At 69.7% G+C, this 26,586-nt stretch carries 22 protein-coding genes; 13 read left to right on the forward strand and 9 right to left on the reverse strand.

The window, feature by feature from the left end; translation table 11 throughout:
* Positions 1-55: 55 nt before the first annotated feature.
* From NIE111_RS30095 to NIE111_RS30110, 3 genes are all read right to left on the reverse strand, one after another.
* Positions 56-1,564, reverse strand: coding sequence for a glycosyltransferase family 87 protein (locus NIE111_RS30095; protein ID WP_238687614.1), 1,509 nt, complete (start codon positions 1,562-1,564; stop codon positions 56-58).
* A 130-nt stretch (positions 1,565-1,694) separates the two neighbouring features.
* Entirely contained in the window at positions 1,695-4,622 is a 2,928-nt protein-coding gene (locus NIE111_RS30100; protein WP_442932646.1) for a transglycosylase domain-containing protein, read from the reverse strand.
* Between the two features lie 197 nt (positions 4,623-4,819).
* Positions 4,820-5,269: a DUF5318 domain-containing protein gene (locus NIE111_RS30110; protein ID WP_030487681.1), complete on the reverse strand. Its 450-nt coding sequence runs from the start codon at positions 5,267-5,269 to the stop codon at positions 4,820-4,822.
* A gap of 175 nt (positions 5,270-5,444) precedes the next feature.
* On the opposite strand from NIE111_RS30110, the gene NIE111_RS30115 reads away from it, so the two are divergent.
* Positions 5,445-6,083, forward strand: coding sequence for a PadR family transcriptional regulator (locus NIE111_RS30115; protein WP_030331823.1), 639 nt, complete (start codon positions 5,445-5,447; stop codon positions 6,081-6,083).
* A 23-nt stretch (positions 6,084-6,106) separates the two neighbouring features.
* Positions 6,107-7,186 carry an inositol-3-phosphate synthase gene (locus NIE111_RS30120; protein ID WP_238687617.1) on the forward strand — a complete coding sequence of 360 codons (1,080 nt, stop codon included), beginning with the start codon at positions 6,107-6,109 and terminating at the stop codon, positions 7,184-7,186.
* Between the two features lie 62 nt (positions 7,187-7,248).
* On the opposite strand, the gene NIE111_RS30125 is transcribed toward NIE111_RS30120, so the two are convergent.
* The 3 genes from NIE111_RS30125 to NIE111_RS30135 all read right to left on the reverse strand — a co-directional run bounded on the left by NIE111_RS30125 (position 7,249) and on the right by NIE111_RS30135 (position 8,516).
* Positions 7,249-7,593: a hypothetical protein gene (locus NIE111_RS30125; RefSeq protein WP_238687618.1), complete on the reverse strand. Its 345-nt coding sequence runs from the start codon at positions 7,591-7,593 to the stop codon at positions 7,249-7,251.
* A gap of 38 nt (positions 7,594-7,631) precedes the next feature.
* On the reverse strand, positions 7,632-7,838 hold the full coding sequence (locus NIE111_RS30130; protein ID WP_238687619.1) for a ribbon-helix-helix protein, CopG family: 207 nt from the start codon (positions 7,836-7,838) through the stop codon (positions 7,632-7,634).
* Between the two features lie 198 nt (positions 7,839-8,036).
* Positions 8,037-8,516, reverse strand: coding sequence for a methylated-DNA--[protein]-cysteine S-methyltransferase (locus tag NIE111_RS30135; protein ID WP_238687620.1), 480 nt, complete (start codon positions 8,514-8,516; stop codon positions 8,037-8,039).
* A 98-nt stretch (positions 8,517-8,614) separates the two neighbouring features.
* Here NIE111_RS30135 and NIE111_RS30140 point away from each other — a divergent pair, with 98 nt between their 5' ends.
* Together NIE111_RS30140 and NIE111_RS30145 are read left to right on the forward strand one after the other, a co-directional pair.
* On the forward strand, positions 8,615-9,172 hold the full coding sequence (locus tag NIE111_RS30140; RefSeq protein ID WP_372488438.1) for an NfeD C-terminal domain-containing protein: 558 nt from the start codon (positions 8,615-8,617) through the stop codon (positions 9,170-9,172).
* A gap of 28 nt (positions 9,173-9,200) precedes the next feature.
* On the forward strand, positions 9,201-10,724 hold the full coding sequence (locus tag NIE111_RS30145) for a flotillin family protein (RefSeq protein ID WP_238687622.1): 1,524 nt from the start codon (positions 9,201-9,203) through the stop codon (positions 10,722-10,724).
* A gap of 128 nt (positions 10,725-10,852) precedes the next feature.
* Here the strand turns inward: NIE111_RS30145 and NIE111_RS30150 are convergent, their stop codons facing one another.
* Together NIE111_RS30150 and NIE111_RS30155 are read right to left on the reverse strand one after the other, a co-directional pair.
* Positions 10,853-12,964 carry a S8 family serine peptidase gene (locus NIE111_RS30150; protein WP_238687623.1) on the reverse strand — a complete coding sequence of 704 codons (2,112 nt, stop codon included), beginning with the start codon at positions 12,962-12,964 and terminating at the stop codon, positions 10,853-10,855.
* A 272-nt stretch (positions 12,965-13,236) separates the two neighbouring features.
* Positions 13,237-14,697: a CCA tRNA nucleotidyltransferase gene (locus tag NIE111_RS30155; RefSeq protein ID WP_238687624.1), complete on the reverse strand. Its 1,461-nt coding sequence runs from the start codon at positions 14,695-14,697 to the stop codon at positions 13,237-13,239.
* Positions 14,698-14,823: 126 nt separating this feature from the next.
* Between NIE111_RS30155 and murJ the strand changes: the two genes are divergently transcribed.
* The 7 genes from murJ (at position 14,824) to NIE111_RS30190 (ending at position 23,214) form a co-directional block, all read left to right on the forward strand.
* Positions 14,824-16,563, forward strand: a complete 1,740-nt coding sequence (gene murJ, locus NIE111_RS30160; RefSeq protein ID WP_238687625.1) for a murein biosynthesis integral membrane protein MurJ — start codon at positions 14,824-14,826, stop codon at positions 16,561-16,563.
* 446 nt (positions 16,564-17,009) lie between these two features.
* Complete coding sequence (locus tag NIE111_RS30165; protein ID WP_238687626.1) at positions 17,010-18,617, forward strand: protein kinase family protein; 1,608 nt, start codon at positions 17,010-17,012, stop codon at positions 18,615-18,617.
* Between the two features lie 43 nt (positions 18,618-18,660).
* Complete coding sequence (gene sigM, locus NIE111_RS30170; RefSeq protein ID WP_238687627.1) at positions 18,661-19,371, forward strand: RNA polymerase sigma factor SigM; 711 nt, start codon at positions 18,661-18,663, stop codon at positions 19,369-19,371.
* Positions 19,368-20,390, forward strand: coding sequence for an RsmA family anti-sigma factor (locus NIE111_RS30175; RefSeq protein ID WP_238687628.1), 1,023 nt, complete (start codon positions 19,368-19,370; stop codon positions 20,388-20,390). Before sigM ends, NIE111_RS30175 begins: the two co-directional genes overlap by 4 nt.
* A gap of 183 nt (positions 20,391-20,573) precedes the next feature.
* Positions 20,574-21,524, forward strand: a complete 951-nt coding sequence (trxB, locus tag NIE111_RS30180) for a thioredoxin-disulfide reductase (protein ID WP_238687629.1) — start codon at positions 20,574-20,576, stop codon at positions 21,522-21,524.
* A gap of 31 nt (positions 21,525-21,555) precedes the next feature.
* Positions 21,556-21,879, forward strand: a complete 324-nt coding sequence (gene trxA, locus NIE111_RS30185) for a thioredoxin (RefSeq protein WP_030331849.1) — start codon at positions 21,556-21,558, stop codon at positions 21,877-21,879.
* A gap of 171 nt (positions 21,880-22,050) precedes the next feature.
* On the forward strand, positions 22,051-23,214 hold the full coding sequence (locus NIE111_RS30190) for an N-acetylmuramoyl-L-alanine amidase (RefSeq protein WP_238687630.1): 1,164 nt from the start codon (positions 22,051-22,053) through the stop codon (positions 23,212-23,214).
* 14 nt (positions 23,215-23,228) lie between these two features.
* On the opposite strand, the gene NIE111_RS30195 is transcribed toward NIE111_RS30190, so the two are convergent.
* Positions 23,229-23,894 (reverse strand): GNAT family N-acetyltransferase, encoded by a 666-nt coding sequence (locus tag NIE111_RS30195; RefSeq protein ID WP_091396576.1) that lies wholly within the window; start codon positions 23,892-23,894, stop codon positions 23,229-23,231.
* A 293-nt stretch (positions 23,895-24,187) separates the two neighbouring features.
* On the opposite strand from NIE111_RS30195, the gene NIE111_RS30200 reads away from it, so the two are divergent.
* A complete protein-coding gene (locus NIE111_RS30200; protein ID WP_238687631.1) occupies positions 24,188-25,501 on the forward strand; it encodes an aminotransferase-like domain-containing protein in 1,314 nt (437 codons plus the stop codon).
* Between the two features lie 7 nt (positions 25,502-25,508).
* The gene (locus tag NIE111_RS30205; protein ID WP_238687632.1) at positions 25,509-26,510 is read left to right on the forward strand and encodes a D-alanine--D-alanine ligase family protein; all 1,002 of its coding nucleotides are present in this window, start codon (positions 25,509-25,511) and stop codon (positions 26,508-26,510) included.
* Positions 26,511-26,586 lie beyond the last annotated feature (76 nt).

Below are 26,586 nucleotides of genomic sequence, written 5' to 3' on the forward strand. Positions count from 1 at the left end.
CGGGTGGGGCTCCCCCGAAAACCCTGACGTGGTGCCGGCCGCGGTGGCCTTAGGGTCAGGTCGTGGGCACCGGTACGGGTGCTTGTTCGCTGGTCGTCGTGGTGCGGCGCCAGCGGTCTATCCAGGGGGCGTCCGGGGCGCCGTCGAGAACGCCACCGTCCGGGTCGTCCGGGTAGGTGGCCCGCACCGCGTCCTGCTCGGGGTGCAGGATCTCCTTGACGACGAAGACGCAGAGCACCACCACGGTGGCCAGTCGCAGCGTCGAGGCCAGCACGAACACCCCTTCCGGGAAGACCGGACGGCTGGTTGCCGCGCCGAGCAGTTCCCCGTAGAAGGCGACGAAGTAGCAGACCTCGGCGATCTGCCAGGCCAGGAACGCGCCCCACTTCGGTCGGGCCAGCACCACCAGCGGGAGCAGCCAGAGCACGAACTGCTGCGACCAGACCTTGCTGAAGATGAGGAACGCGGCGACCACCAGGAAGGCGAGCTGACCCAGCCGCGGTCGGCGCGGCGCCCGCAGCGCCAGCACCGCGACACCGAGGCAGGCAAGCCCGAACAGCGCGTACGAGATGGTGTTGAGGGTGGGGATGTTGGCGTTGAGCCACTCGAACGGGCCGAGCTTGGCGGGGTCGTTGCCGACTTTGCCGTCCAGGTAGCGACCGATGTACCAGAGCGTGCCCCAGTCGATCGGTCGGGTGGTGTTCAGCTCGAAGAACCGGTCCCAGTTCTCCGGGTACGCCCTTGCGGCCGGCAGGTTCACCAGCACCACGGCCGCGATCGCCGTCCCGATGGCAATGAGCGCGGCACGTATCCGGTCGGCTCGCAGCGCGAGGATGAGGATCGGCCCGAGCAGGAACAACGGCCAGAGCTTCGCCGCGCCGGCGAGCCCGAGCAGCACGCCGGCCGCCGCCGGTCGTTTTCGGGCCCAGGCCAGGAGGCCGAAGGCGGCCAGCCCGATGGCGAGCAGGTCCCAGTTGACTGTGGCGGTGAGCACCAACGCCGGGGCGAGTGCGAACAGCGCCGCGTCCCAGGGTCGTCGGCGGCGCAACGCCAGGATCACCCCCACCGTGGCCACCGCGAGCGCACCCAGCACCAGCGCGTTGAGGTTGTAGAACCACTGGACCTGGTTGATGCTCGGGTCGCCCTCACCGATGGCGTGCACCGGCAGGCCCAGCGCGCCCATGAAATAGCCGGTCAGCACCGGGTACTCGACCGGGTGGTCGCGGTAGGGCACCTTGCCCTCATTGAGCCCTTCGGCGTAGTAGAGGGCAAGGACGTCGGTGTAGCAGAACCGGGTGTACTGGACGTTGTTCTGCCAGGCGCCGTTCTGGCAGGGCGATTTCTGCACCCAGTGCAGCGCGAGTGTGAGGCACACCAGCGCCAGCACGATCCGCACGGGGGTCCAGAAGCGACGCTCCCCACCGGCCGGCCGGTCCAGCGCTGTCGCGTGGTCGCCGAGCGGTCCGCCGATGACGCTGGAGACGCCGCGGACGAACCCGTCGGAGCGGGACGGGTGATCGGTGGTTCCGGCGTCGTCGATGCCGGGCGTCGACTGGGTGCTCATGAAGAGGCATCCTGCCGTACGACAGGGGTGCCCGTCCCGGCGCGGCGCGGAGTTCGGGGTACGAAAACGCCGCCGCCGGCCCGGGACAGGTCGTCCGGCCGGCGGCGGTGTCGTCGTGTGCTGGTGCGGGTCAGTCTCGGTTGGGTGGCAGCCCGGGTAACAGGCCTCCGCCGCCACCACCGGTTCCGCCGCCGCCGGGATTGCCTCCTGGATTGCCGCCGGGGTTACCGCCGGGGTTGCCCCCAGGGTTACCGCCAGGGTTGTTGCCCCCAGGGTTGCAGAAGATGTCGATCAGCGGGTTACAGGGGGTGCCCTGGCCGGGCTGACCCCCCGGGTTGGGTGGCGGCGGCGGGGGCGGCGGGGCTTCACCGTTTCCGGAATCCGGATCGCCGACGTTCTGGGCCGGCGGGAAGTCGACCTTGGGCTTGCCCTTCAGCGCCTCGTCCATGAACCGCTCCCAGATGTCGCCTGGGAGGTTTCCACCACTGACCTTCCGCTTGTCCTTGAGGATGAGCGGCTTCCGGTCTCGCACGTTGCCCACCCACACTGCGGTGGCCAACTGCGGCGTGTAACCGACCATCCAGGCGTCGCCGTTGTCCCTGCTGTCGCCCTTGAGCTCCCAGGTACCGGTCTTGGAGGCCGCCTTGCGACCGTCGTCGAGCCGGTGGTTGACGGCGGCCGGGTAGTCCTTCAGCACGGACGTCACGTCGTCCACGACGCCCTTGTCGATTCGCCGCTTCGAGTCGAGCTTCTCGCTGTAGATCTTGTCCCACTTACCGGTGTTCGGGTTCTGCTTCTCCACCGAGTAGAGGAAGTGGGCCTTGTTGTAGACGCCCCCGTTGGCGAAGGTGGCGACGCCGTTGGCGTGGTCCAGCACGGTGATCGGGTACTGGCCGTAACCGACGACGTTGAAGAACGGCTCCGGCGTGATGTCCTTCGGGTCGGTCTTGGTCAGGTCGTAGGCCTTGGCCGGGTTGGTGTCCGTGCGCCACATGGTGGTGACGCCGGCCTGCTTGGCCATGTCGACGACCTTGTCCGCGCCGATCTCCTCGGTGACGTAGTAGAACGGCACGTTCAGGGACTTGAGGGTGGACACCTTGAGGGTGCAGGAGTTACCGCAGTCGGGGTTGTCGTCGCCCGCGTTGCTGACCTTGAACTCGGTGCCTTCCGGCTTGAAGGCCCTGCCCTTCCACCGGGACTCGAGCGCCTTCTTCTCCTTGAGCGCCGCCGCCAGGGTGTAGATCTTGAAGCTTGAACCTGGCGAGTGACCGCCGCTGATCGTGCCACTGGAGTCGGTGTTCTTGCCGGCGTAGTCGGTGCCGGTGCCGTTGTCACCGCCGTAGTACGCGACGACCCGACCGTTTGTGGGGTCGATCGCCACCACCGCGGCCATGAGGTTGGACGGCTGATCAGCCAACTCGGAGCCCTTGGACTTGCGCTGGGCCGTCTCGACCGCCGCCGCCTGCATCTTGGTGTCCACAGTGGTGCGGATCCGATAACCGCCGGCCATCAGCGCCTGGGAACACAGCGGCTTGGTATCTGTCACCTCCGTGTCCTTCTCGACGCAGATGCCCCTGTCCCGCATCTCCTGCCGGACGTAGTTGATGACATTGCCGTACGGGGTGTCGACGCCGAAGTCGACGCCGATGCCGCCCTTCTTCGGGGCCTTGATGGCCTTTATCGGGTACTCAGCAGGACGCGGTTCCTTGCCGGGCACACCGAGCCAGCCCTCCTTGACCATGCCCTCGATCACGTAGGTCCAGCGATCCTGGGCCGCTGTCGGATTGATCGCCGGGTCGTACCCCTGGTGGGTGGAGCTGGGTTCTGGCTGCTTGATCAGAGCCGCGAGGACGGCACCCTCGGCCGGATTGAGCTTGCCCACCGACTTGCCGAAGTAGGTCTGCGCCGCAGCCTCGATGCCGTAGGCGCCCCGGCCGAAGTAGATCACGTTGAGGTAGTGCTGCATGATCTGCGGCTTCGTGTACTCGTCGTTGAGCTTGGAGGCGAAGATCGCCTCCTTCACCTTCCGGGCGTACGTGTCGTCCTTCAGGTTGTCGTAGGCGTTACGCGCGTACTGCTGGGTGATGGTCGAGGCGCCCTGCTTGTCGCCGCCGGAGAGGTTGTTCCAGCCGGCGCGGGCAATGCCCTTGTAGTCCACACCGGAGTGGCGGTAGAAGTTCCGGTCCTCGGCTGCGGCAACCGCGTTCTGCACGTACTCCGGAATCTGGTCGATGGTGACCAGGGTTCGGTTCTGATCGCCCACCTTGGCGATGATCGTCTTGTTGTCGAAGGCGTACAGGGTGGTCGCCTGCGGCGGGGTGATCTCGTCCGGGAGCACGACGCTCGTCGAGTAGTAGGTGAACCCGACCACGCCGATTCCGGCGAGCATGATGAAGACGGCGAACCCGGCGATCAGCAGGTTCATTCGCTTGCGCTTCTTCGCCCGCGCCGCGCCCGAGTCACCCGGACCACGGCCGCCCCGACCGGGACCACCCGGACCACCGGGTCCCCCAGGGCCGCCCGGTCCACCGGAGACCGGTGAGACGCTCGCTCGGGCGACCGCCGCACGACCACCGACCGACGCGGAGCCGACGCTGGCCCGGCCTGCTGAGGCGCTGCCGACCGAGGCCGCACCGACGGCGGCGGCACCGACCGAGGCCCGACCTGCTGGCGCACCCGGCGCGGGAGAGACGGGCACGGAGGCCCGACCGGCGCCAGCACGGCCAGCGGCCACACCCGGTGCCGGCGACACCGGCACCGAGGCCCGACCGGCCCTGCCGTTGGCTGCCGAACCCACCGAGGCGGACCCGGCCGCCGCGCTGCCACGCGGCGGCACCGAGGCCGAACCGCCGACCGTGGCGCGACCGCCGGTCGCCCGGGGCGTCACCGAGGCACGGCCCGGGGTTGCCGCGCCGCCCTCCGAGGCTGACCAGCCGCTCCCGCCGGAGTCACCGCCGGGCCGGCGGTACGCGTCGTCCGCGCCCGGTCCGGGGTCACCGTCCGGACCCGAGTACTGGGCCCGCCCGCGCGCAGAACTGGGATCACCGTACGAGTTCATTCCTCACACCCTGCCGGTCGCGGTGGGGCGCGACTGCGCCGCCACCGGGTTGCCGTGAGTTGCTTCACCCCGGCTGCCGGCACGGGGGTGCCGAGCGAGCGGGGTCATTGTCGTATCAATCGGGCCAATCGGGCCAACAAGCGGTTGACCGTCCCGGGTTTCGTCTACGGCCCCGGGGCCGGTCCAACCAGCTGAGATCACCGTTGCGCCTCTCGCCTCCGCCGACCGGCGCCTTCGGCGCCCGCCGCGTCCTGCTCGCTCGTGCCGTCGCTGTCGCCGGTGAGACCGTCCCGGCCGAGCAGGTACTGCTCGACGAGATGGTTCCAGTCACAACCGAGGCACACCTCCACCACGAAGACCTGAAACTCACGCAGCGTCATCGCCAGCACTGGCAACTCGGTCAGTGTCCGAGCCTGGCCGGCGGACTGCTTGAGTTCGTCACCGTAAATGTAGTGGACCAGGGTCAGGTTTTCGCTGCGGCAGATCGGGCAGCGCCGGTCCGTCGGCTCTCCGTGGAACCGAGCGGCGTTCTTCAGGTACGGCGACGCGTCGCAGACGTCGTATGTGCCGACCCGGCCGGCCAGGAGCTCACGCAGCACTGCTCGCTTCTGAAGCGAGTAGTCGACGACCTGGCGCTGCGTACGCATGCGGAGAAGGGTACGCGGTCCGACCGGAGCAGGCGACCACGCTCACAATCCGTGACGACAGCATCTCGGTGCGGGGGTTTGCCCTGGCCCACGCGAACCGCTAACGTGCGATGTATCGGTCCGATACATCGCGGCGGTTACCGCTCCACGCCGGAGGGTAAAGAGAGGGTGGCCAGTGCTCGAGTTCGCCATCCTCGGCCTCCTGCAGGAGTCTCCGATGCACGGCTATGAGCTGCGCAAGGAGCTGACCGCCAAACTCGGCGCGATCCGGGCGGCGATCAGCTACGGCTCGCTCTATCCCACGCTACGCAGGCTGCAGGCGGCGGGATGGATCACCGAAGCTGCTGAGACACCCGCCACTGCCGAGGAGGTTCCCGCGCTGACCAGCCGACGAGGTCGGGTGGTCTACAAAATCACCGCGGAAGGCAAGGAACGCTTCGCCCAGCTGATCGCACAAGCCGGACCCGAGACGTACGACGACACGGGCTTCGGGGTGCACTTCGCGTTCTTCGCCCGAACCGACCAGGCGACCCGACTGCGCATTCTGGAGGGTCGCCGCCGCAAGATCGAGGAGCGTCGCGAAGGGCTTCGCGACGTGCTGGGCCGGGCGGCCGAGCGCCTCGACGCTTACACGCTGGAACTGCAGCGCCACGGCCTTGATGCCTGTGAGCGCGAGGTCCGCTGGCTGGAGGAGCTCATCGCCAACGAGCGCTCCGGCCGAGCCCCGACGGTCCCGAACATCGGGACAGCCGGCGGCCGACGAGAAGACAACAGCCCGCCTCCGCCTGGAGAGACCAGGAATGAGCGGCCGTGACAGAAAAGAAGGAGGCAGACGCTATGGGCTCCGTCCGCGTCGCCATCGTCGGTGTGGGTAACTGCGCCTCGTCCCTGGTTCAGGGCGTCGAGTACTACCGGAACGCCAACCCGAACGACCGCGTCCCGGGTCTCATGCACGTCGCCTTCGGCGACTACCACGTCAACGCCGTGGAGTTCGTCGCGGCATTCGACGTGGACGCCAAGAAGGTGGGCATGGACCTCGCGGAGGCGATCGTCGCCAGCGAGAACAACACCATCAAGCTCTGCGACGTGCCGCCGACCGGCGTCAGCGTGCAGCGCGGTCCGACCTTCGACGGTCTGGGCCAGTACTACCGCGAGATCGTCGAGGAGTCCGACGCCACCCCGGTCGACGTGACGCAGGCGCTGCGCGACGCGCGGGTCGACGTCGTCGTCTGCTACCTCCCGGTCGGCTCCGAGCAGGCCGCCAAGTTCTACGCCCAGGCCGCGATCGACGCCGGCTGCGCGTTCGTCAACGCCCTGCCGGTCTTCATCGCCTCCGACCCCGAGTGGGCCAAGAAGTTCGAGGACGCGGGCCTGCCGATCGTCGGTGACGACATCAAGAGCCAGGTCGGCGCCACCATCGTGCACCGCGCCCTCGCGAAGCTCTTCGAGGACCGCGGCGTCGAGCTGCTGCGCACGTACCAGCTCAACTTCGGCGGCAACATGGACTTCATGAACATGCTGGAGCGCAAGCGGCTGGTCTCGAAGAAGATCTCGAAGACCCAGTCGGTCACCTCGCAGATCCCGCACGAGATGAGCAAGAGCGACGTGCACATCGGCCCGTCGGACCACGTGCCGTGGCTGGACGACCGCAAGTGGGCGTACATCCGCCTGGAGGGCCGCTCGTTCGGTGACACCCCCCTCAACGCCGAGCTCAAGCTCGAGGTGTGGGACTCGCCGAACTCGGCCGGCGTCATCATCGACGCGGTCCGGGCCGCGAAGATCGCCCTGGACCGGAAGATCGGCGGCCCGATCCTGTCGGCCTCGTCGTACTTCATGAAGTCCCCGCCGGTGCAGTACGCCGACCACGACGCCCACCAGGCCGTCGAGGAGTTCATCGCCGGTGAGGTCACGCGCTGACGCGCTGAATCATCACGCACGTGGAAGGGCCGGGTCCGTGCGGACCCGGCCCTTCGCCGCGTTCAGCTCGACATCTCCAGGTACGGCGACAGCCGCAGCGCCAGCTCGTCGATCGAGTCGACCTCGCCACTGACCAGCGCGTCGGTCACTGCCATCCGCTCCTTCGCGGGCATGTTGAGGATCAGCCCAGCCTGTTCGAAACGGACGTCCGCAGCCCTCCAGGCGAGCCCGGCGTTCCACAAGTCAAGCGGACGCCAGAGCATGATCCCGTGGAGCAACGCGGCAGCCTGATCCAGGGTTGTCGGATAGACGGGACCATTGAGTAGATGGGCGTGTGGCCGGGCGGCAGCCGCGAAAAGGATGCCACCGTCGCGCACGACCGTGTGTGGGCCGGTGCTTTGTGCCATCAGGAGCAGTAGATCCTCCGCGTCCGGCCAGCGGTGCCTCACCGGTCGCCGAGCATTTCGTAGAACTCCGCGTTGCGCTCCTCCACCCGCTTGACCGCCCCACGGGTCCACTCGTCGCGCTCGCGGCGGTCCAGATATGCCTGGATCGCCACCTCGACGGTCTTGTGCATGGACCGCTGCTCGGCCTCGGCAAGCTCCTTGAGGCGCTGTTCGACTTCAGGCTTGAGCGTCAGGGTAAAGGCCATACCACTTTTGTATAGCTCCTCCGGTGGCACGTCAACCACGCTTGGCACTGCCTCTACCTCCTCATTCGTTGATCTCGGTTGCCGCTGGCAAGCCGCGCACCGATCAACGGCAGAGCGTGAAAGTCAGACACGGAGGACGGGGTATCGAAATGTGCAACAGCCATCACATGTCCATCCGCCGCGAAGCATCCGACGGGGTCAGGACCAGGCGTGTCGCAGGGCGACCCCGGCCTCCAACTCCAGCAGCTTGACCTTGCGGGGCAGGCCCCCACCGAAGCCGACCAGCTTGCCGCCCGCGCCGACGATCCGGTGACAGGGCACGATCACCGGGACCGGGTTGCGGTTGCAGGCCACTCCCACCGCCCGTGCCGCTCCGGGATCGCCGACCAGGCGCGCCACCTCGCCGTACGTCAGCGTCTCCCCGTAGGGGATCCGCGTCATCTCCCGCCACACAGCGCGCTCGAAGTCGGAGCCGCGCGGCACCGAAACCGGGACGGTGAACGCGGTCAGCTCGCCGGCGAAGTACGCCCGCAGCTCGTCGAAGGCCTGCCGGGACAGCGCGTCGCCGGGCTCGTTGGTGGCACCCTCGAGCCGGCCGAAATGGGCACCGCGGACGCTCGTGCCGTCGGTGGCGACGGAGAACTCACCGATCGGTGAGTCGAGCACGGCCCAGCGCATCCACCTATTCTCCCCCACGCGGACTCTCTCGCCGGCCCGGCCACCAGCCTCGGGCCGAGCGTCACTCCCGACCCGCATCGGTAGATCATCTTCACGCCCTGCCAGGGCGTTCGGCGTTGCGCGGCGTCGATACCGTCAAGGTCGTGGCAACGGGAACGCTCATCTTTCTGATCATCGGCGGGGCGGGCATCGGTGTGCTCGCGCTCGCCCTGCTCGGCACCGAGCTGTTCCAGTTCGGGCACGCCGACGTGGACGGGCCGATCTCGATCGAGACGGTCGCCGGCTTCGCCGGGGCGTTCGGGTTCGGCGCGGCCATCGTCAACGAACTACTCGGTGCTCGTACACCCGGCATGGTCGTCGGGGCGGTGGCCGGCGGCGTGCTCGCAGCCGTTCCCACCGGCTGGTTGGCGTCCCGGCTGGGTCGGGCGGCGCGGAACATGCGCACCGACCCCACCCCCACCCGCGACGACCTGGTCGGCGCGCTCGGCCTGGTCGTCACCCCGGTGCCGGCCAATGGGTACGGCGAGGTCCGCATTCGCCTCGCCGGCCAACCGGTCAAGCTCAGCGCCCGCGCGGACCAGCCGATCCCGCTCGGCGCCCAGGTCTTCGTCGTGCAGGCGCTCAGCGACACCAGCGTGCACGTAGAGACCTACTGATCTCCCCCTCATAGACGGGACTCCTCATATGGCCCTACTCATCGCCATCGGTGGCGCGGTCCTCCTCGTGCTCATCCTGGTGTTCTTCGTGCTCTCCCGGATCAAGGTGGCCGGCCCGAACGAGGCGTTCATCGTCACCGGTCGCAAGGGCCGCACCACCCAGACTGCCGACGGTGGGCGGTCCACCGACAACTCCGGGCAGAAGGTCGTGCTGGGCGCCTCGGTCTTCGTGCTGCCGGTGGTGCAGAAGCTGCAGTCGCTCGACCTGTCCAGCCGGCGGATCGACGTCGGCATCCGGGGCGCTGTCAGCAAGCAGGGCATCCGCGCCGACCTGCACGGTGTGGCGATCGTCAAGGTCGGCGGCACCGAGGACGCGATCCGGGCCGCCGCACAACGGTTCCTGCACCAGCAGGACGAGATCGACAACTTCACCAGGGAGGTGCTGGCCGGCGCGCTGCGCTCGATCGTCGGCCGGCTCACCGTCGAGGAGGTCATCCGGGACCGGGCGGCGTTCGCCAGCGCGGTCGCCGAGGAGGCCGAACACTCGATGACCAACCAGGGTCTGGTGTTGGACACCTTCCAGCTCCAGGACATCCTCGCCGAAGGCTCCTACCTTCAGGACCTGGGCCGCCCCGAGGCCGCCCGGGTGCTCAAGGACGCGGCGATCGCCGAGGCCCGGGCCCGGCAGCAGGCCGAGCAGGAGCGGCTGCTCGCCGAGGAGGCCATCGCCGAGGCCAACCGCAACCTGGCCCTCAAGCAGGCCGGCATCCAGGCCGAGATCGACGCGGCGAAAGCGAAGTCCGCGGCGGCCGGACCGCTCGCCCAGGCCGAGCGGGACCAGGCGATCCTCTCCGAACAGCAGAAGGTGGCCGAGCGCAACGCCGAACTCAAGCAGCGCCAGCTCGACACCGAGGTTCGCAAGCCGGCCGACGCGGCCCGGTACAAGGTGGAGCAGGAGGCCGAGGCGTCCCGAGCAGCGGCGGTGCTGCACGCCGACGCGCAGCGTCAGTCCGTCATCGCCGCCGCGCAGGCCTCCGCCGAGCAGGCCCGCCTCACCGGTGAGGGTGAGCGGGCCCGACGGGCCGCGCTCGCCGAGGCCAACGCCATCGAGGGGGCCAAGGAGGGTGAGGCCGAGCAGCGGCGACGCTCCGCCATCGCCGAGGCCGTGGAGCGGGAAGGCCAGGCCGAGGCCGCGGCCATCCTCGCCAAGGGTGAGGCCGAGGCCGACGCGATGGCGCGCAAGGCCGAGGCGTTCGCCGCGTACGGAGAGGCGGCCGTGCTGGACCTGCTGGTCAAGGTGCTGCCGCAGGTCGTCGAGGCGGCCAGCGCGCCGATCGGAGCGATCGACAAGATGACGGTCATCTCCACCGACGGCGCGTCGTCGCTCACGAAGTCGGTGGCCGGCAACGTAGCCCAGGGCCTCCAGCTCGGCAGCGATCTCACCGGGATCGACCTGCCCGGCCTGCTGGCACGGCTGGGTGCCGGACGGACCGACGCCACCGCTCCGGCCACCGGGGTCGACACGGTGGACGGCAGCACCGTCTCGCGCTGAGCCCGAGGGACCGGCCGAGCGTCAGGGCTCTGGTCGGCACCGGATGACCCACGAACCACCGGCGCCCGCCGGCACCGCCTCCCGAGGGAGGGGTGCCGGCGGGCGCCGGTGGTAATTCCGTGGCTGGTTCAGGCGAGGTTCATGGAGAAGCGCTCGCCCGCCGAGAGGCCGAGGTCCGGAGCCGAGTAGTTGGGGTCCTTGTTCGGGATCAGCTGGCTGGTGCCGGCGCTGCCGGCACTGACCGCCTGCTCGTCGACGTACGCGAAGATCCAGCCCGACCCGTCAGTGGTCCCGACACCCCGGTGCCAGAAGTTGAAGACCTCCCAGTCATCGATTGCGGGGGCCGAAGCAAGGATCGGCTTCGATCCGGCACCGGTCGCCGAGACCCACTTGCCGTTGGCCAACGAACGCAGGCCGAAGTAGCCGTAGTAGTCCAGATCGAACAGCTCGAACTTCTCCCAGGTACTCACCGACGCGACCAACGGGATCAACGGCTTGCTCCCGGCACCGTCGGCGGAGACGTACTTGCCGCTGACGGCCGATTTGAAGCTGACGATCAGGTTCGTTTCGAGGTCGAACTTCTCCCAGGTGCTGGCGTTCACCGCGCTGGCAACCAGCGGGCCACCGTTGTTGGGCGCACTGACGTACTTGTTGTTGACGGTGGCCTTCAGGCTCACCGTGCCGTCGATCTGGTGAACCAGCTGGAACCTCTCCCAGGTGCTCACCGACGTGGCTGTGGCGATCAGTGGCTTGCTGCCGGCACCGGTGGCGCTGACGTACTTGCCGTTGACGTTCGCCCGCAGTGCGACCAAGCCGTTGCCGGCGTCGACGATGTCGAGCTTCTCCCAGCCGCCCAGCACTGGGCCGACGGCGGCCAGAGGCTTGCTGCCCGCGCCGTCAGCGGAGACGAAATAGCCGTTGGAACGTGCCAGCAGGCCGTGCGAGGTGCGCGCCGGAGAGAGGGCCGACGCGACGTTGAGCAGACGGTCCACCCCGCCCTGCGGGTTCAGCACCGCGCCAGCGAGCCCTCGGGTCACGATCGTGTTGCGCACCTGCGACGGGGACCACGTCGGGTTCGACTGAAGCAGCAGCGCAGCGGCTCCGGCCACGTGCGGCGCCGCCATCGAGGTCCCGCTGGAGGCCACCGACCCGTCGGTGGTCCCGTTTGCCGCCGAGACGATGTCCACGCCCGGAGCCCAGACGTCGACACACGGACCGTAGTTCGAATCGAATACCTCGGTCACGGCCCGACGGTCGAACCTGTCGGTGGCTCCGACGGTGATCGCCGCCGACACCCTGGCCGGGCTGTACGCGCAGGCATCGTCTGCATCGTTGCCGGCGGCCACCGCGTAGGTGAGACCGGTGGCGATGGAGTTGCTGACCGCGTTGGGGATCGCCGGGTAGTCCGGGTTATACGGCGCGCCGAGGCTCATGTTGACCACGGCAGGCTTCTGCGCATTGGCGGTCACCCAGTCGATCCCGGCCAGGACCTGCTCGGTGGTGCCAATACCACCGCAGTCGAGGACCCGGACGGCGACCAGGTTGACGTTCTTGGCCACGCCGTATTTGGTGCCGCCGACGGTGCCCGCCACGTGCGTGCCGTGACCGTCGCAGTCCTGCGCCACATTGTCCTGGTCGACCGCGTCGTAGCCGTACGAGGCACGGCCACCGAAGTCGCTGTGACTGATGTCGATGCCGCTGTCCATGATGTACGCGTTCACCCCGGCACCGGTGTTGGGGTAGGTGTAGCTGCCACTCAGCTTGGGCGAAACCTGATCGATCCGGTCCAGGCCCCAGGAGGGGGGCGCGCTCTGCGTCCCGCTCCCTTGGAAGCGGACCACCGGCTCCACGGATGCGACATCCGGGTCGGCGGCCAGCCGGCCGGCCTGCTTCGCGGTCATCGCGGCGGAGTAGCCGTTGACGGCGTTGCTGTACAGCCGACGGACGCTGCCGCCGTTCTTCGTGGCCAGGGCCGAAGCCGCTGCCTTGATTTTGGCCGGGGTGGTCTTCTTGTTCTTGAAGACCACGATGTAGCGATCCGCTACGACCTCGACGGGCTTGGCTTTGGACAACCGGCTGTCCGGCTTGGGGGCGGTCAACTTGCTCGCGGGCTTCGGCGCCAGCGGAGCGGACGGTTCGGCCATGGCGGCCCCACCGGTCGCGGCGCTGACGATGATGGTTGCGGAGGCGAGAACAAGGCTCGCCACCGCCGAGCGGCGTAGCACGCCACGGCGTTTCACTAGATGATCTCCCCGTTTGGTCGTCGCCCGTCCAATCCGAAGGGCCGGACGGGCGGTGGGGTCGGCGGCGGTGTCGATGGACCGGTAGCCGACGGACGCCCAGCAATCATGGACGACGATGAAAGCGCTACACCTCAGCCATTCGGTCGATCCGCTCGCGTTTCGTCGTCGACCGGACAGCTGTGCATCGCCGTCAGCCACGTCCTGCGAGTGACGGCTCCCGCCACCCCACGACGGATCGCGCTACACGACAAGCATCGAGGTCGAGCGCGTCAGTTGAGGATGCCCTCGGCGCGGGCCCAGCGCAGCAGCTCCGCCTCGGCGGCGTCGCGGTCCAGCGGGCCGTGCTCGAGGCGTTGCTCCTTGAGGTGCTTCCAGGCCCGCCCGACCACCGGCCCCGGCGGTACGCCGAGCAGCTCCATGATCGCGTTGCCGTCCAGGTCGGGTCGAACCCGCGCCAGGTCTTCCTCGGCCTCGATCCGGGCGATCCGATCCTCCAGCGCGTCGTAGTCGGCCGCGAGCTGGGCGGCCTTGCGCCGGTTGCGGGTCGTGCAGTCGGAGCGGGTCAGCTTGTGCAGGCGGGGCAGCAGGTCACCGGCGTCGGCGACGTAGCGGCGCACCGCCGAGTCGGTCCACTCGCCCCGCCCGTACCCGTAGAAGCGCAGGTGCAGCGCGACCAGCGCGGTCACCTGCGCGGTGACGTCCTTCGGGTAGCGCATCGCCTTCATCCGGGCCTTGGTCAGCCGGGCGCCGACCACCTCGTGGTGGTGGAAGCTGACCCGGCCGTCGGACCCGACCGCCTTCGTCGCCGGCTTGCCCACGTCGTGCAGGAGGGCGGCCATCCGCAGGATGAAGTCGCAGCCCCCCTCCTCGTAGGAGACCGCGTTCTCGACGACCGTCAACGTGTGCTCGTAGACGTCCTTGTGCTGGGCGTGCTCGTCGATCTCCAGCTTCAGCCCGGTCAGCTCCGGCAGGAACCGCTCGGCCAGCCCGGTGTCGACCAGCAGCCGCAGCCCGGTGATCGGGTCCGCGCCGCAGAGCAACTTGGTGAACTCGTCGCGGATCCGCTCGGCGGTGATCCGGTCCAGGTCGGCGGCCATCTCGGTCATCGCCAGGTGCACGTCGGGGTGCACGGCGAAGCGGAGCTGCGCGGCGAACCGGGCGGCCCGCAGCATCCGCAGCGGGTCGTCGCCGAACGACTCACCAGGCGTGCTCGGGGTACGGATCACCTTGGCCGAGAGATCGTCCAGCCCACCGTGCGGGTCGGTGAACCGGTGGGCCGGCAGGCTGACCGCCATCGCGTTGATCGTGAAGTCGCGCCGCTTCAGGTCCTCGTCGAGGCTGGTGCCGTACACCACCACCGGGTTGCGGCTGACCTGGTCGTACGATTCAGCACGGAACGTCGTGATCTCCAGTCGGAGGCCGTCGCGCTGAGCGCCGATGGTGCCGAACTCCCGACCGGTCTCCCAGATCGACTCGGCCCAGCCCTTGATGATCCGCAGGGTCTCGTCGGGGTGCGCGTCGGTGCAGAAGTCGAGGTCATCCCCGAGTCGGCCGAGCAGGGCATCCCGCACCGAACCGCCCACCAGGTGCAACTCGTGACCGGCGCGGACGAAGCGGCGGCCCAACTCGTCGGCGACCGGGGACACCCGGAGCAGTTCGGCGACGGCGTTGCGCTGCGCGGCGGTGAGTTCGCGGCGGTCGGCGGCGTGAGGAGCGGAGGCTTCGGACATGGGATCACCAGCTTATCGGGCAGGGGTGTGATCCGATCCGCCGGGCGCGGGTAACGGGTGGGGGTTGACTATGGTCTGTGGCGTGCGGGTCGGTGTCCGGCTCGACGTACCCCTGGGAGGCTGGAGATGAGCGGCGGGCTCTACCGCAGCGCCAACGCCACGCCGGACGGTAACGTGCCGCCGGCTGACGGGGCGATCTTCATCTCCGCGGAGCCGCTGAACCAGCCTGCGGTGGAGGCGACGGCACCCCCGCCCGAGGTCGTCGGCGAGACCAGCGCGGCCGCCAACAGCGCGGTCATGGCCGTCGGCAGTCTGGTGAGCCGGGGCACCGGCTTCATCCGGAACCTGATGATCGGCGCCGCCCTCGGCAACCTGATCGGCAACGCCTACACGACAGCCATCTTCCTCCCCAACCAGGTGTACGAGTTCCTGCTCGGCGGGGTGCTCACCAGCGTGCTGATCCCGGTGCTGGTCCGTCGGCGCAAGAGCGACCCGGACCGGGGCGAGGCGTACGCCCAACGGTTGCTCAGCCTCGCGGTGCTGGCGTTGGCGGTGGCGGCCCTGATCGCGGTGGCGTCGGCGTCCTGGCTGACTGCCATCTACGCCAGCGGCAAGGACGAGGCCTACACCACACTGATCACACGCCTGTCGTGGCTGATCCTGCCGATGCTGTTCTTCACCGGTGTCAGCGCGTTGATCGCAGCGGTGCTGAACACCAGGGGTCACTTCGCCGCGCCGATGTGGGCTCCCATCCTCAACAACCTGGTGGTCATCGGCGTCTTCGGTCTCTACATCCTGGTCTACGGGGCGAAGGGACTACAGCCGTCGGAGATGGACGCCGGCCGGATCCTGCTGGTCGGTGGTGGCACCCTGCTCGGCGTGGCGGTGCAGACCGCCGGGCTGTTGCCGGCGCTGCGCAAGGTCGGCTTCCGCTGGAAGTGGCGGTTCGACTTCCGCGAGCTGGGGCTGCGCGAGCTGGCCCAGCTCGGGGCCTGGATGTTCTGCTACGTGGCGGTCAACCAGCTCGGCCTCTTCGTGGTGGTCAATCTCCTCACCCGGGCCGCGGGCACGGACCAGGCCGGCATCCTGATCTACAACAACGTCTTCCTGCTGCTGATGATGGCCCACGGCATCATCGCCGTCTCGATCATCACCGCGCTGATGCCCCGGATGGCAGCCGCCGCAGCCGACGGGCGGTTCCACGACGTCACCGCAGACCTCTCCCGAGGTGTCCGGATGGTGTCGGCGGTGCTCGCGCCGATCGCGGTCTGCTACGCGGTGCTGTCCACCCCGATCTCGGTGGTCGTCTTCCGGTACGGCGCGTTCAGCGCCGAGAACGCGTCAGCCACGTCCACCGTGCTGCTGTTTGCCGCGATCGCCCTGGTGCCGTTCGCGATCAGCCAGCTCTTCACCTTTGCCTTCTACGCCCTGCCGGACACCCGTACGCCCGCCCTGATCAACATTCCGGTGGTGGCGCTGCGGGTCGGCGTGCAGATCGTGCTGTTCGCCGCGTTCGCGGCGCACTTCGCGGCGGCCGGAATGATGATCGGCAACGCGGTCTCCTACGTGGCGGCGGCTGTCGCGTCCGCCTGGTTGCTCCGGCCTCGGGTCGGCCGGATCGGCCTGGGCGCCATCATGCGTACCCTCGGCCGGGTCGTGGTCGCCGCACTCGGAGCGGCGCTGGTCGGATGGTTGGTGATCACCCTGCTGCCCGGCGGCGACGTGCCGAGCTGGTTCGAGGCGGCGACCCAGCTCGTGATCGGCGGCGTGGTGATCGGCGCTACCTATCTGGGCCTCGCCATGCTGCTGAAGATCGGCGAGATCACCGAGGTGGTCGGGATGGTTCGCCGACGTCTCGGTCGCTGAACGTCCGCATTCGATTACAACAAGTTGGCACTCATACCGAATGTGACTACGGATCACCAGGCTGGGGATGCGCCTGTGGATAACTCCGCGATTCGCCGGTCAACCGCCGCTTCGGCCTGTGGATAACCAACCGTACGGCTGAGGGTGGCGACCCGATCGGTGGGAACGTACGAGGCAGCGCGAGCGCCACGCCAGCCCAGCCCCGGCGTCGGTCACTTGCGGTGAAGCCGTAGATTAGCTAGTACATGTGCCAGCAACGTGGCTGACAACGGTCGTAACCGGACGAGCTCTTCGACTGCCGGAAACCCCGCCAGGTACGGCGGGAAGATGACATGTCGGAGTGACGGGCAACCCGGGTAAGGTCGCTCTCGACGGGTACGGCAGGGGCCGACGCTGGGCGTCGACACCGGTCGGCCGGTTCCTTCAACGGCAGAGCGGGAAGCCACATGCCCAGCAGTTCGGGTTCATCGATCGACACGATCACCGAGGGAGGACGGGTGACCCAGGTCGGCGAGGGTCAGGAGGCGGACGAAAGCGCTCCTCCGGTCATGACCTTCGGTGCTCCCACGGCCGGTGAAGTCCTCGCCGAGCGGTACGAACTGGTTGAGCACATCAACAACGACAGTGCGGGTCGGCTGGTCTGGCGCGGGGTCGATGTCATCCTGCGCCGTCCCGTTGCCGTGGTGCTGCGTTACCCGGGTGGCGACTCCGCCACCGAGATGCTTCAGGCCGCCGTCGCGGCCAGCCGGGTCATCCACCCCAACCTGGTCGGCGTCTACGACGCGATCGACGAGGCCGACCGGGCGTACGTGGTGCGCGAGTGGGTCGACGGGCAGTCCCTGCGCGACCTGGCGACCGACGGCCCCCTGGACCCGGCTCGGGCCACAGCGATCGGCAACGCCGTCGCGAGCGCGCTCGCCGCGGTGCACGCCACCGGCATGGTGCACGGCAACGTCCACCCCGGCACCGTCATGATCAGTGATGAGGGCCGGGTGGTCCTGGCCGACGCCCGCACCGACGGCGCCGACAGCCAGGAGAACGACATCCGGGCGGTCGGCGGTGTCCTCTACTTTGCGCTGACCGGCTCCTGGCCGCACGCCGAGGCACCACTGCACGGCGCCACCGCCGGCCACGGCCGCGCCGCCATCCCGGACGCTGTTCGGGACGCCGGGGGTGCCATCGCGGCACCGCGCCAGGTCCGGGCGGGCGTTCCGGCGTACCTGGACGACCTGACCATGGACCTGCTCGACGCCGAGATCGCGCCGCCGTCCTCCGACGTGCTCGCCGCGGAATTGGCGCGACTGGACGTGCCGGCCGAGGACGAGCACTACCTCGACAACAGCGGGCCGCTGCGGTTCGCCGCCGAAACCGGGGAAGAGCCGTCACCGCTGGCCGCGGCCGGGGGCCGCAAGGTCGCCGTCGGGATCGCTGGTCTGCTGGCCGTCGCCCTGGTCGGTCTCCTGATCGGGATCATCGCCTTGGGCGGCGACGACAAGGACCCGCAGTCCAATCCGGTCGCCGCGCCGACCTCCAGTGCCCCCGCCGGCGACGCCACCCCGGCCGCCGCGACGGCCCGCAAGCTGACGGTGAAGAACGTCCGGATCATCGACCCGGACAGCAAGGACCGCAGCGAGATCGACGGCGCCGACAAGGTCATCGACGGCGACGAGGACAAGGGCTGGGAGACCGAGACCTACCGGGACCGGCCCAACTTCGGCAACCTGAAGAAGGGCATGGGCGTCTGGATCGACCTCGGCCAGCCGCACACCGTCAAGTCGGTGCAGGCAGTGCTGTCGGCCACCAACGCGTCCGCCCAGCTGCTCGCCGGCACTACCAACCCGCCGTCCAGCTCCAACGGTGACAAGCAGTTGGTCGCGAGCTACAAGACCGCCATCGGCCAGCCGTTCGAGGACCACGACGGCACCACCATGACGTTCAACGGCTTCGACGCCGACCAGAAATACCAGTACCTGCTGTTCTGGATCACCGAGTTGGCTCCGGCCGAGGGTGGGTTCAAGCTGGGGGTGCAGGAGATTACGGTCCAGGGGTCGTGAGCCGGGCACCACGATCCGGGCATCGCACGCACTGGACGCGGTGATGGACGAGCGCGCCGCCGCAAGAGACCTGGAGCTGCTGCGCGCGCACGTCGCCGGAGATCGGGACGCCTTCACCGAACTGTTCCACCGGCACCGGGACCGGCTGTGGGCGGTGGCCCTGCGGACGCTCGGCGACCGCGAGGAGGCAGCCGACGCACTCCAGGACGCCCTGCTGTCGGCGCATCGGGCTGCGGCCCGCTTCCGCGGCGACTCCGCCGTCACCACCTGGCTGCACCGGATCGTGGTCAACGCCTGCCTGGACCGGATCCGACGCCGGCAGGCGCACCCCACCGTGCCGCTGCCGGACGGCAACCGGGCCGACGACGGCACCGGTGGGCTCGAGCCGGCGGCACCGGCAACGGACCACGACACGGTGCTGGTGGTCCGCGAGGCGCTCGCCGCGCTGCCCCTTGAGCAACGCGCGGCGCTGGTGCTGGTCGACGTACAGGGCTATCCGGTCGCCGAGGTCGCCCGCATCCTCGGTGTCGCCGAGGGCACTGTGAAGAGCCGGTGCGCTCGGGGCCGGGCGCGGCTGGCCGTGCTGCTCGGGCATCTCCGCCCGGCCACCGTCGCGACGCCTTCGGCCCGACCGGACCCCACCGCCCCGATCACCGGCGTGCCCGGCGTCACGCCGGGGAACCCCGGCCCGGTGGAGGGCGTCGGATCGGGGTCAGGTCGATACCGGCGGGACGCCAACCAGGAGGACACGTGACGACCGAGGGGTTCCGGGAGGTCGACATCGACCTCCTCGCTGACTACCTCGGCGGGGCGTTGGAGGGCACCCCGCAGCAGGACGAGGTCGCTCGACTGGTCTCCGCGGACCCGTCCTGGGCCGAGGCGTACGCGCTGCTGGCCCCCGCCGTGACCGAGGTCCGTACGGACGTGACCCGCTGGGCCGAGCCGTCCCCCGAGATGCCGTCGACGATCACCAACCGCCTCCTGGCCGCGTTGGCCAGCGCGGGGCCGACGACCGACACCTCGACCGAGGAGGCACCCGCCGGCGCGCTCAGCGTCGATCGGGACGGCGACGCGGCGACGCCGTTTGTCGTACCGGCGCAGGGCGGGGCCGGTCGCCGACCTCCCGTCCCCACGCCCGGCGGGTCGGGGCGCGGGGCGTCCACCGGCCCGGGCCGCCGGCAGCGCGGCTGGGCCCGCCGTGGCGCACCCGTGGCCGCCGCCGCGATCGCCGTCATCGCCGTCGCGCTGGGCCTCAACCAGCTTTCGATGCGGGCGTCGGACGACTCGGGTGGCACCAACGCCATGAACCAGCCGGCCAGCGCGCCGGAGGGCGTCGCGGGGGCCGGGACGGCCCGCACCACCGGGCCGGCACTGCGCAGTGGTACGAACTACAGCCCGCAGACCCTCGGCAACGCCTACGGCACGGACGCGCCAAGCACATCGGCTGCCACCCGGGCGACCGACAACACTCCGGGTAAGCAGCCGGAGGTGGATGCCGAGGACGAGCGCCGTCCCTCTCCCGACGGTTCGGACCAGCTGGCCCGGCTGACCGACGAGGCCGCGCTGACCAGCTGTCTGGCCAGCGTCGCGACGGAGCACGGATCGACCCCACTGGTGGTCGAGGTGATCGACTACGCGCGGTTCCAGGGCGATCAGGCGTTGGTCATCCACTTCACCGACGCGAGCGGCGCCCGGTGGGCCTGGGTGAGTGGCCCGGAGTGCGGGGTGCCCGGGTCCGGCTCGGACAGCCGGTATTCGGCGCGGGTAGGGTGAATCCACGGTCAATGGCACGATGCCCCTCCACGTGACCTGACCCACCGGATGCCCGGCTAGGGAATCCCCGGTTCGTACGATGACGTTCTGGAAGTCAGCTGCCGGCTCCACCCAGGCGTCGGCGACTCGGATCGGCATCGGTGCTCACGCCGACGCCGAACACACACAACTCGGGAGACGGCAGTGGACGAGGTCCGCAACCTGATCATCATCGGCTCCGGGCCGGCCGGCTACACAGCGGCGGTCTACGCCGCACGTGCCAACCTGAAGCCGCTGATCATTGAGGGCGTGCAGTCCGGTGGCGCGCTGATGACCACGACCGAGGTGGAAAACTTCCCCGGCTTCGCGGACGGCATCCTCGGCCCCGAGCTGATGGACAACATGCGCAAGCAGGCCGAGCGGTTCGGCGCCGAATTCCTCACCGACGACGTGACCCGGGTGGAGCTGGTGGACACCGGCGACGCCGGCTCCAACGCGGTGAGCACCGTCTGGGTCGGCGAGACCGCCTACCGGGCCCGATCGATCATTCTCTCCACCGGTTCGGCCTGGCGTCCGCTGGGCGTGCCCGGCGAGCAGGAGTTCCTCGGCCACGGCGTCTCCTCCTGCGCCACCTGCGACGGCTTCTTCTTCCGCAATCAGCACATCGTGGTCGTCGGCGGCGGCGACTCGGCGATGGAGGAGGCCAGCTTCCTCACCCGCTTCGCCGAATCGGTCACCATCATCCACCGCCGCGACTCGTTCCGGGCCAGCAAGATCATGGCTGAGCGGGCGTTGAGCAACGAGAAGATCAAGGTCGAGTGGAACAGCGCCGTCGAGGAGATCCTGGGCGACGACGGCAAGGTCACCGGCGTACGGGTCCGCAACGTGCACACCGGTGACACCAAGGTGATGGACGTGACCGGCGTCTTCGTCGCCATCGGTCACGACCCCCGCAGCGAGCTCTTCCGTGGTCAGGTCGAGATGGACGACGAGGGCTACGTCAAGGTCCAGGCCCCCAGCACCCGCACCAACATCCCCGGCGTCTTCGCCGCCGGTGACCTGGTCGACCACACCTACCGTCAGGCGATCACCGCGGCCGGCACCGGTTGTGCCGCAGCGCTCGACGCCGAGCGGTTCATCGCGACGCTCAGCTGAAACAAGGAACACATCCCGGAGGAGGGGCATAGTGGGAACAACCAAGGCCGTCACCGACAAGAGCTTCGTCGCTGACGTGCTGCAGGCCGACAAGCCGGTGCTGGTGGACTTCTGGGCGGAGTGGTGCGGGCCGTGCCGCAAGGTGTCGCCGCTGCTGGAGGAGATCGCCCGGGAGATGGGTGACCAGGTCACCATCGTCAAGCTCAACATCGACGAGAACCCGGAGACCGCTCGGGCCTACCGGGTGATGTCGGTGCCGACGCTCACCGTCTTCAAGAACGGCCAGCCGGTGCAGTCGATCGCCGGTGCCAAGCCGAAGGGCGAGCTGGTCCGGCTCATCGAATCGGCCCTCTGACCAGCAGAAACATCAACCGAACCCCGCACCCGTTCGCCGGGTGCGGGGTTCGGTGTCTTCCCGGCCGTACCGCCGACGGATTTCTCGGCCCCAGCCACCTCGCCGCCCCGGAACGCATAGCCTCAAGCCTGGGCCGCCCGGCCAGCCAGTGTCGTGCAGAGGGGGTCGTGCGTGCGTCCGATCCGACCCGGTGACCGGGGACCCGCGGTCACGGAGATCCGTACCATCCTGACCGGCCTCGAACTGCTCGCCACCGCCGGCCCGCAAACCGACGAGTTCGACCTCGACACCGAGCGGGCGGTCCGCGCGTTCCAGCAGTCGCGGGGGCTCAGTGTGGACGGCCGGGTCGGCGCGGAAACCTGGCGCGCCCTGGATGCCGCCCGTTGGCGGCTCGGCGCCCGCACCCTCTACCACGCGGTCCCCGAGCCGCTCACCGGCGAGGATGTCCGGTCGCTACAGGAGCGGCTGCTGGAGATGGGGTACGACGTGGGCCGCGCGGACGCGATCTACGGTGTCCGGACGTCGCGGGCGGTGGCCCAGTTCCAGCGTGAGGTAGGGCTCACCCCGGACGGATCCTGCGGCCCACACACCATGAACGCGCTCCGCCGCATCGGCCGCAAGGTGGTCGGTGGCCGCCCGCAGTGGCTCCGCGAATCCGACGCGATCCGGCAGTCCGGGCCGGCGTTGGTCGGCAAGACGGTCGTCATCGACCCGGGGCACGGCGGCACCGACCCCGGGATGGTGGTGCCCGACGGCTCGCTGCGCTGGACCGAGGCGGACCTGGTGCACGACCTGGCCAGCCGACTGGAGGGGCGACTCGCCGCCTCCGGAGTGCGGGTGCAGCTCACCCGGGGCCCGTCGCCCGACAGTTGCCTGCCGGACACCGACCGGGCCCTGCTCGCCAACTCGCTCGGCGCCGACGTGTTCATCTCGCTGCACCTGGACGGCCACGCCAACCCGGATGCGGAGGGCGTCGCGACCTACCACTACGGCACCGACAACGGGGTGACCTCGGCGACCGGTGAACGCCTGGCCGGGCTGGTACAGCGGGAGATCGTCGCTCGCACCGGGCTGCGGGACTGCCGTACCCACGCCAAGACGTGGGAGTTGCTGCGACTGACGCGGATGCCCGCCGTCCGGGTCGAGGTCGGCTACCTCACCTCGCCGACGGACCGCGCCCACCTTGTCGACCCTCGGTTCCGGGACCGGGTGGTGGAGGCGATCGTGGCCGCGGTGCAGCGGATGTACTACCCGATCGAGCGAGACGTCCCGACCGGATCGCTCGACGTCAGCGAACTGCGAGCCGTGGTGGCCGCCGGCACCGTGGTGGACTGATCCGCCGCCGGGCGTCAGCCGTTTGTGGAGCGGGTGGCCGGGGCCGGGCGGACCGGCCGGAGCAGGGTCTCCGGGCTCATCGACCCGAGCAGTTTCTCCAGTGCGTACTCGACGTCAGACTTCCAGCTCAGCGCCGTACGCAGCTCGAGACGCAGCCGAGGGAAGCGCGGATGCGGACGTACGGTCTTGAAGCCCACGGAGAGGAAGAAGTCGACCGGGGCCACGCAACCGCCGGCCGGGTCATCCGCATCGCCGAACTTGGCGTCGCCGAACGCCTCGATCGCCTTGATCCCACGCTTGGTCAGATCCCGGGCGACACCCTGCACAAGCATCCGGCCCAACCCGCCGCCGGAGAACGCGGCGACCACGTTGGCCGTCATCAACAGTGCCGCGTCCGCGGAGACCGGTGAGGTAGGGAACGCCATCGAACGGGGCACGTAGGCGGGCGGGGCGTACATCACGAAGCCGGCCGGCATGCCGTCGACGTACGCGAGCTTGCCGCAGGAGCCCCACTCCAGCAGCGTCTGGGAGACCCAGGCCTCCTTCTCCAGGCCCGGATCGCCAGCGGCGCAGGCCCGGTCCGCGGAAACCGGATCGAGCTCCCAGTAGACGCACTGCCGGCACGGGCGCGGGAGGTCTTCCAACGTGTCGAGGGTCAGGCTGACCAGACGTCGCGACATATGGCGCATCCCCACAATAGGCTCGGTGGTGAGACCGGCATGGAACGACAGCGCCGCCTTCCTGCCCCCGACGAGCGATCGTACGCCGCCGATCGGCGATACGGGAGAGGACGCGCGAATGCCCACCGCAACGGGGGCACCGAGGACGGTCCGCCATGTGGTCGATCTGCTGCGGCACCGCGGCGGCACGACTCTTGCGGACTAGGATCGACAATCGGTGTGTCCGCCGCCATGGTCAGCGGTGTGCGGGGTACCCGGGGCGGAGCCACTCGAGCAGCGATCGAGGTGAGGTCATGACCGGCACGACACTCGACGACTACACCGACCGGTACGCCCGGCGGGTACGCGGGATGACCGCCTCCGAGATCCGAGCATTGTTCGCGGTGGCCAGCCGCCCGGAGGTCGTCTCGCTCGCCGGTGGCGCACCGTACATCGCCGCCCTTCCGCTGGACGCGGTCGGCGAGATGCTCGGCCGGCTCGGCTCCGAGCACGGCGTGACCACCCTTCAGTACGGCATTGGTCAGGGCACCCTCGAGCTGCGCGAGCGGATCTGCGAGGTGATGTCGCTCTCCGGGATCGACGCCGCTTGCGGTGCCTCGCCGGAGGACGTCGTGGTCACAGTGGGCGGGCAGCAGGCACTGGACCTGGTGGCCCGGCTCTTCCTCGACCCCGGTGACGTGGTGCTCGCCGAGGGGCCGACGTACGTCGGTGCGCTCGGCGTGTTTCAGGCCGCCCAGGCGCAGGTCGTCCACGTACCGATGGATGCGGACGGGCTGATCCCGGAGGCGCTGGAGACGGCCATCGCCGACCTGGCCCGCGCGGGCCAGCGGGTCAAGTTCCTCTACACGATCCCCACCTACCAGAACCCGACCGGCGTGACGCTCAGCGACGAGCGCCGGGAACGGGTGCTCGACATCTGCGAGCGTGCCGGCCTGCTCGTCGTCGAGGACGACCCGTACGGCCAGCTGGGGTTCGAGGGTGAGGCCCCGGCCCCCCTGCGGGCCCGCCGCCGCGACGGCGTCTTCTACCTCAGCACCTTCTCCAAGACCTTCGCCCCCGGCCTGCGGGTCGGCTGGATCCTGGCGCCGCACGCGGTCCGCGACAAACTGGTCATCGCCAGCGAGGCGCAGATCCTCTGCCCCAGCGGTTTCGCCCAGGCCGCGGTGGCCACCTACCTGAGCACGATGCCCTGGCGGCAGCAGCTCAAGGTCTACCGCGAGGTCTACCGGGAACGCCGCGACGCCCTGCTCGACGCGATGGCCGACCTGATGCCCGAGGGCACCAGCTGGACGACCCCGGCCGGCGGTCTCTTCGTGTGGGCCAGCCTGCCCGACGGGCTCGACTCGAAGGCCATGATGCCGCGAGCGGTCGCCGCCCGCGTCGCCTACGTTCCCGGCACCGGCTTCTACGCCGACGGCACCGGCACCGACGCCATGCGACTCAACTTCAGTTTCCCGCCGCCGGAGCGGATCCGCGAGGGCGTCCGCCGGCTCGCCGGGGTGATGGAGCAGGAGATCGCGATGCGCCGGGTCTTCGGTGCCGTGGGTGGCGCCGCCGGCCGACGCGGCCGGGCCGGCTCCGACGTGCCCGGGCCCGACTTGGCATGATGCCGGCATGGCTACGACCGCCGAGCGCCTCCTCGTGACCGATTCCGCCATCTCGGCCGACCTGCGCGTCGTGGTGCTCGCGGGTGGGCTCTCCTACGAACGGGACGTGTCGCTGCGCTCCGGTCGTCGGGTGCTCGACGCGCTGCGCGCCGTCGGGGTGGAGGCCGAGTTGCGGGACGCGGACGTGGCGCTTCTGCCGTCGCTCGCGGCCGACCCGCCGGACGCGGTGGTGATCGCACTGCACGGCGCGACCGGCGAGGACGGCTCACTGCGCGGGGTGCTGGATCTGTGTGACGTCCCGTACGTCGGCTGCGACGCTCGGGCCTCCCGGGTCGCCTGGGACAAGCCCTCGGCCAAGGCGGTGCTCCGCGAGGCCGGCATCCCCACCCCCGACTGGGTCGCGCTCCCGCACGATCGTTTCTCCGAACTCGGCGCGGTCGCCGTCCTGGACCGGATCGTCGACCGTCTGGGCGTACCCCTGATGGTGAAGCCGGCGCAGGGCGGGTCCGGGCTGGGCGGGGCGGTGGTCCGGGACGCCTCCGCGCTGCCCGCCGCGATGGTCGGCTGCTTCGCGTACTACTCCACGGCGCTCGTGGAGCGGTACGTGCCGGGGATGGATGTGGCGGTCTCCGTCGTCGACCTCGGCGACGGCCCACAGGCGCTGCCGCCGGTGGAGATCGTGCCGCGCAACGGCGTGTACGACTACGCCGCCCGCTACACCGCAGGGCGGACCACCTGGCACGCCCCCGCCCGGCTGGACCCGGAGGTGGCTGCCACTGTCGCTGACGTGGCCCTCGCCGCGCACACCGCGCTCGGTCTACGGGATCTCTCCCGCGTCGACGTGATCGTGGACGCGGCCGGCCAGCCGCACGTGCTGGAGGTCAACGTCTCGCCGGGCATGACGGAGACGTCACTGCTACCGCTCGCCGTGCAGGCCGCCGGGCTGGACTTCGGCCGACTCCTCGGCACCCTGGTCGCCCGAGCAGCCGCCCGCCTCACCAAGCACTGACCTACCCGCCAACCCGCTCGCCGAGCGAACCATCCGCCGGACGACCGTGAGGTTGGCCTGTCGCGGTCAACCGCAC

The sequence above is a fragment of the Micromonospora hortensis genome (assembly GCF_022230935.1).
In the GTDB taxonomy this organism is placed as follows: Bacteria; Actinomycetota; Actinomycetes; order Mycobacteriales; family Micromonosporaceae; genus Micromonospora; species Micromonospora hortensis.

Bases quoted from the DNA above. Each gene is read 5' to 3' on its own strand.
- NIE111_RS30125 (WP_238687618.1), bottom strand. From the start codon at position 7,593: ATGGCACAAAGCACCGGCCCACACACGGTCGTGCGCGACGGTGGCATC.
- NIE111_RS30205 (WP_238687632.1), top strand. From the start codon at position 25,509: ATGGCTACGACCGCCGAGCGCCTCCTCGTGACCGATTCCGCCATCTCG.
- NIE111_RS30155 (WP_238687624.1), bottom strand. From the start codon at position 14,697: ATGTCCGAAGCCTCCGCTCCTCACGCCGCCGACCGCCGCGAACTCACC.
- NIE111_RS30095 (WP_238687614.1), bottom strand. From the start codon at position 1,564: ATGAGCACCCAGTCGACGCCCGGCATCGACGACGCCGGAACCACCGAT.
- NIE111_RS30200 (WP_238687631.1), top strand. From the start codon at position 24,188: ATGACCGGCACGACACTCGACGACTACACCGACCGGTACGCCCGGCGG.
- NIE111_RS30145 (WP_238687622.1), top strand. From the start codon at position 9,201: ATGGCCCTACTCATCGCCATCGGTGGCGCGGTCCTCCTCGTGCTCATC.
- NIE111_RS30100 (WP_442932646.1), bottom strand. From the start codon at position 4,622: ATGAACTCGTACGGTGATCCCAGTTCTGCGCGCGGGCGGGCCCAGTAC.
- NIE111_RS30165 (WP_238687626.1), top strand. From the start codon at position 17,010: ATGCCCAGCAGTTCGGGTTCATCGATCGACACGATCACCGAGGGAGGA.
- murJ (WP_238687625.1), top strand. From the start codon at position 14,824: ATGAGCGGCGGGCTCTACCGCAGCGCCAACGCCACGCCGGACGGTAAC.
- sigM (WP_238687627.1), top strand. From the start codon at position 18,661: ATGGACGAGCGCGCCGCCGCAAGAGACCTGGAGCTGCTGCGCGCGCAC.
- NIE111_RS30110 (WP_030487681.1), bottom strand. From the start codon at position 5,269: ATGCGTACGCAGCGCCAGGTCGTCGACTACTCGCTTCAGAAGCGAGCA.
- NIE111_RS30135 (WP_238687620.1), bottom strand. From the start codon at position 8,516: ATGCGCTGGGCCGTGCTCGACTCACCGATCGGTGAGTTCTCCGTCGCC.
- NIE111_RS30130 (WP_238687619.1), bottom strand. From the start codon at position 7,838: ATGGCCTTTACCCTGACGCTCAAGCCTGAAGTCGAACAGCGCCTCAAG.
- NIE111_RS30120 (WP_238687617.1), top strand. From the start codon at position 6,107: ATGGGCTCCGTCCGCGTCGCCATCGTCGGTGTGGGTAACTGCGCCTCG.
- NIE111_RS30195 (WP_091396576.1), bottom strand. From the start codon at position 23,894: ATGTCGCGACGTCTGGTCAGCCTGACCCTCGACACGTTGGAAGACCTC.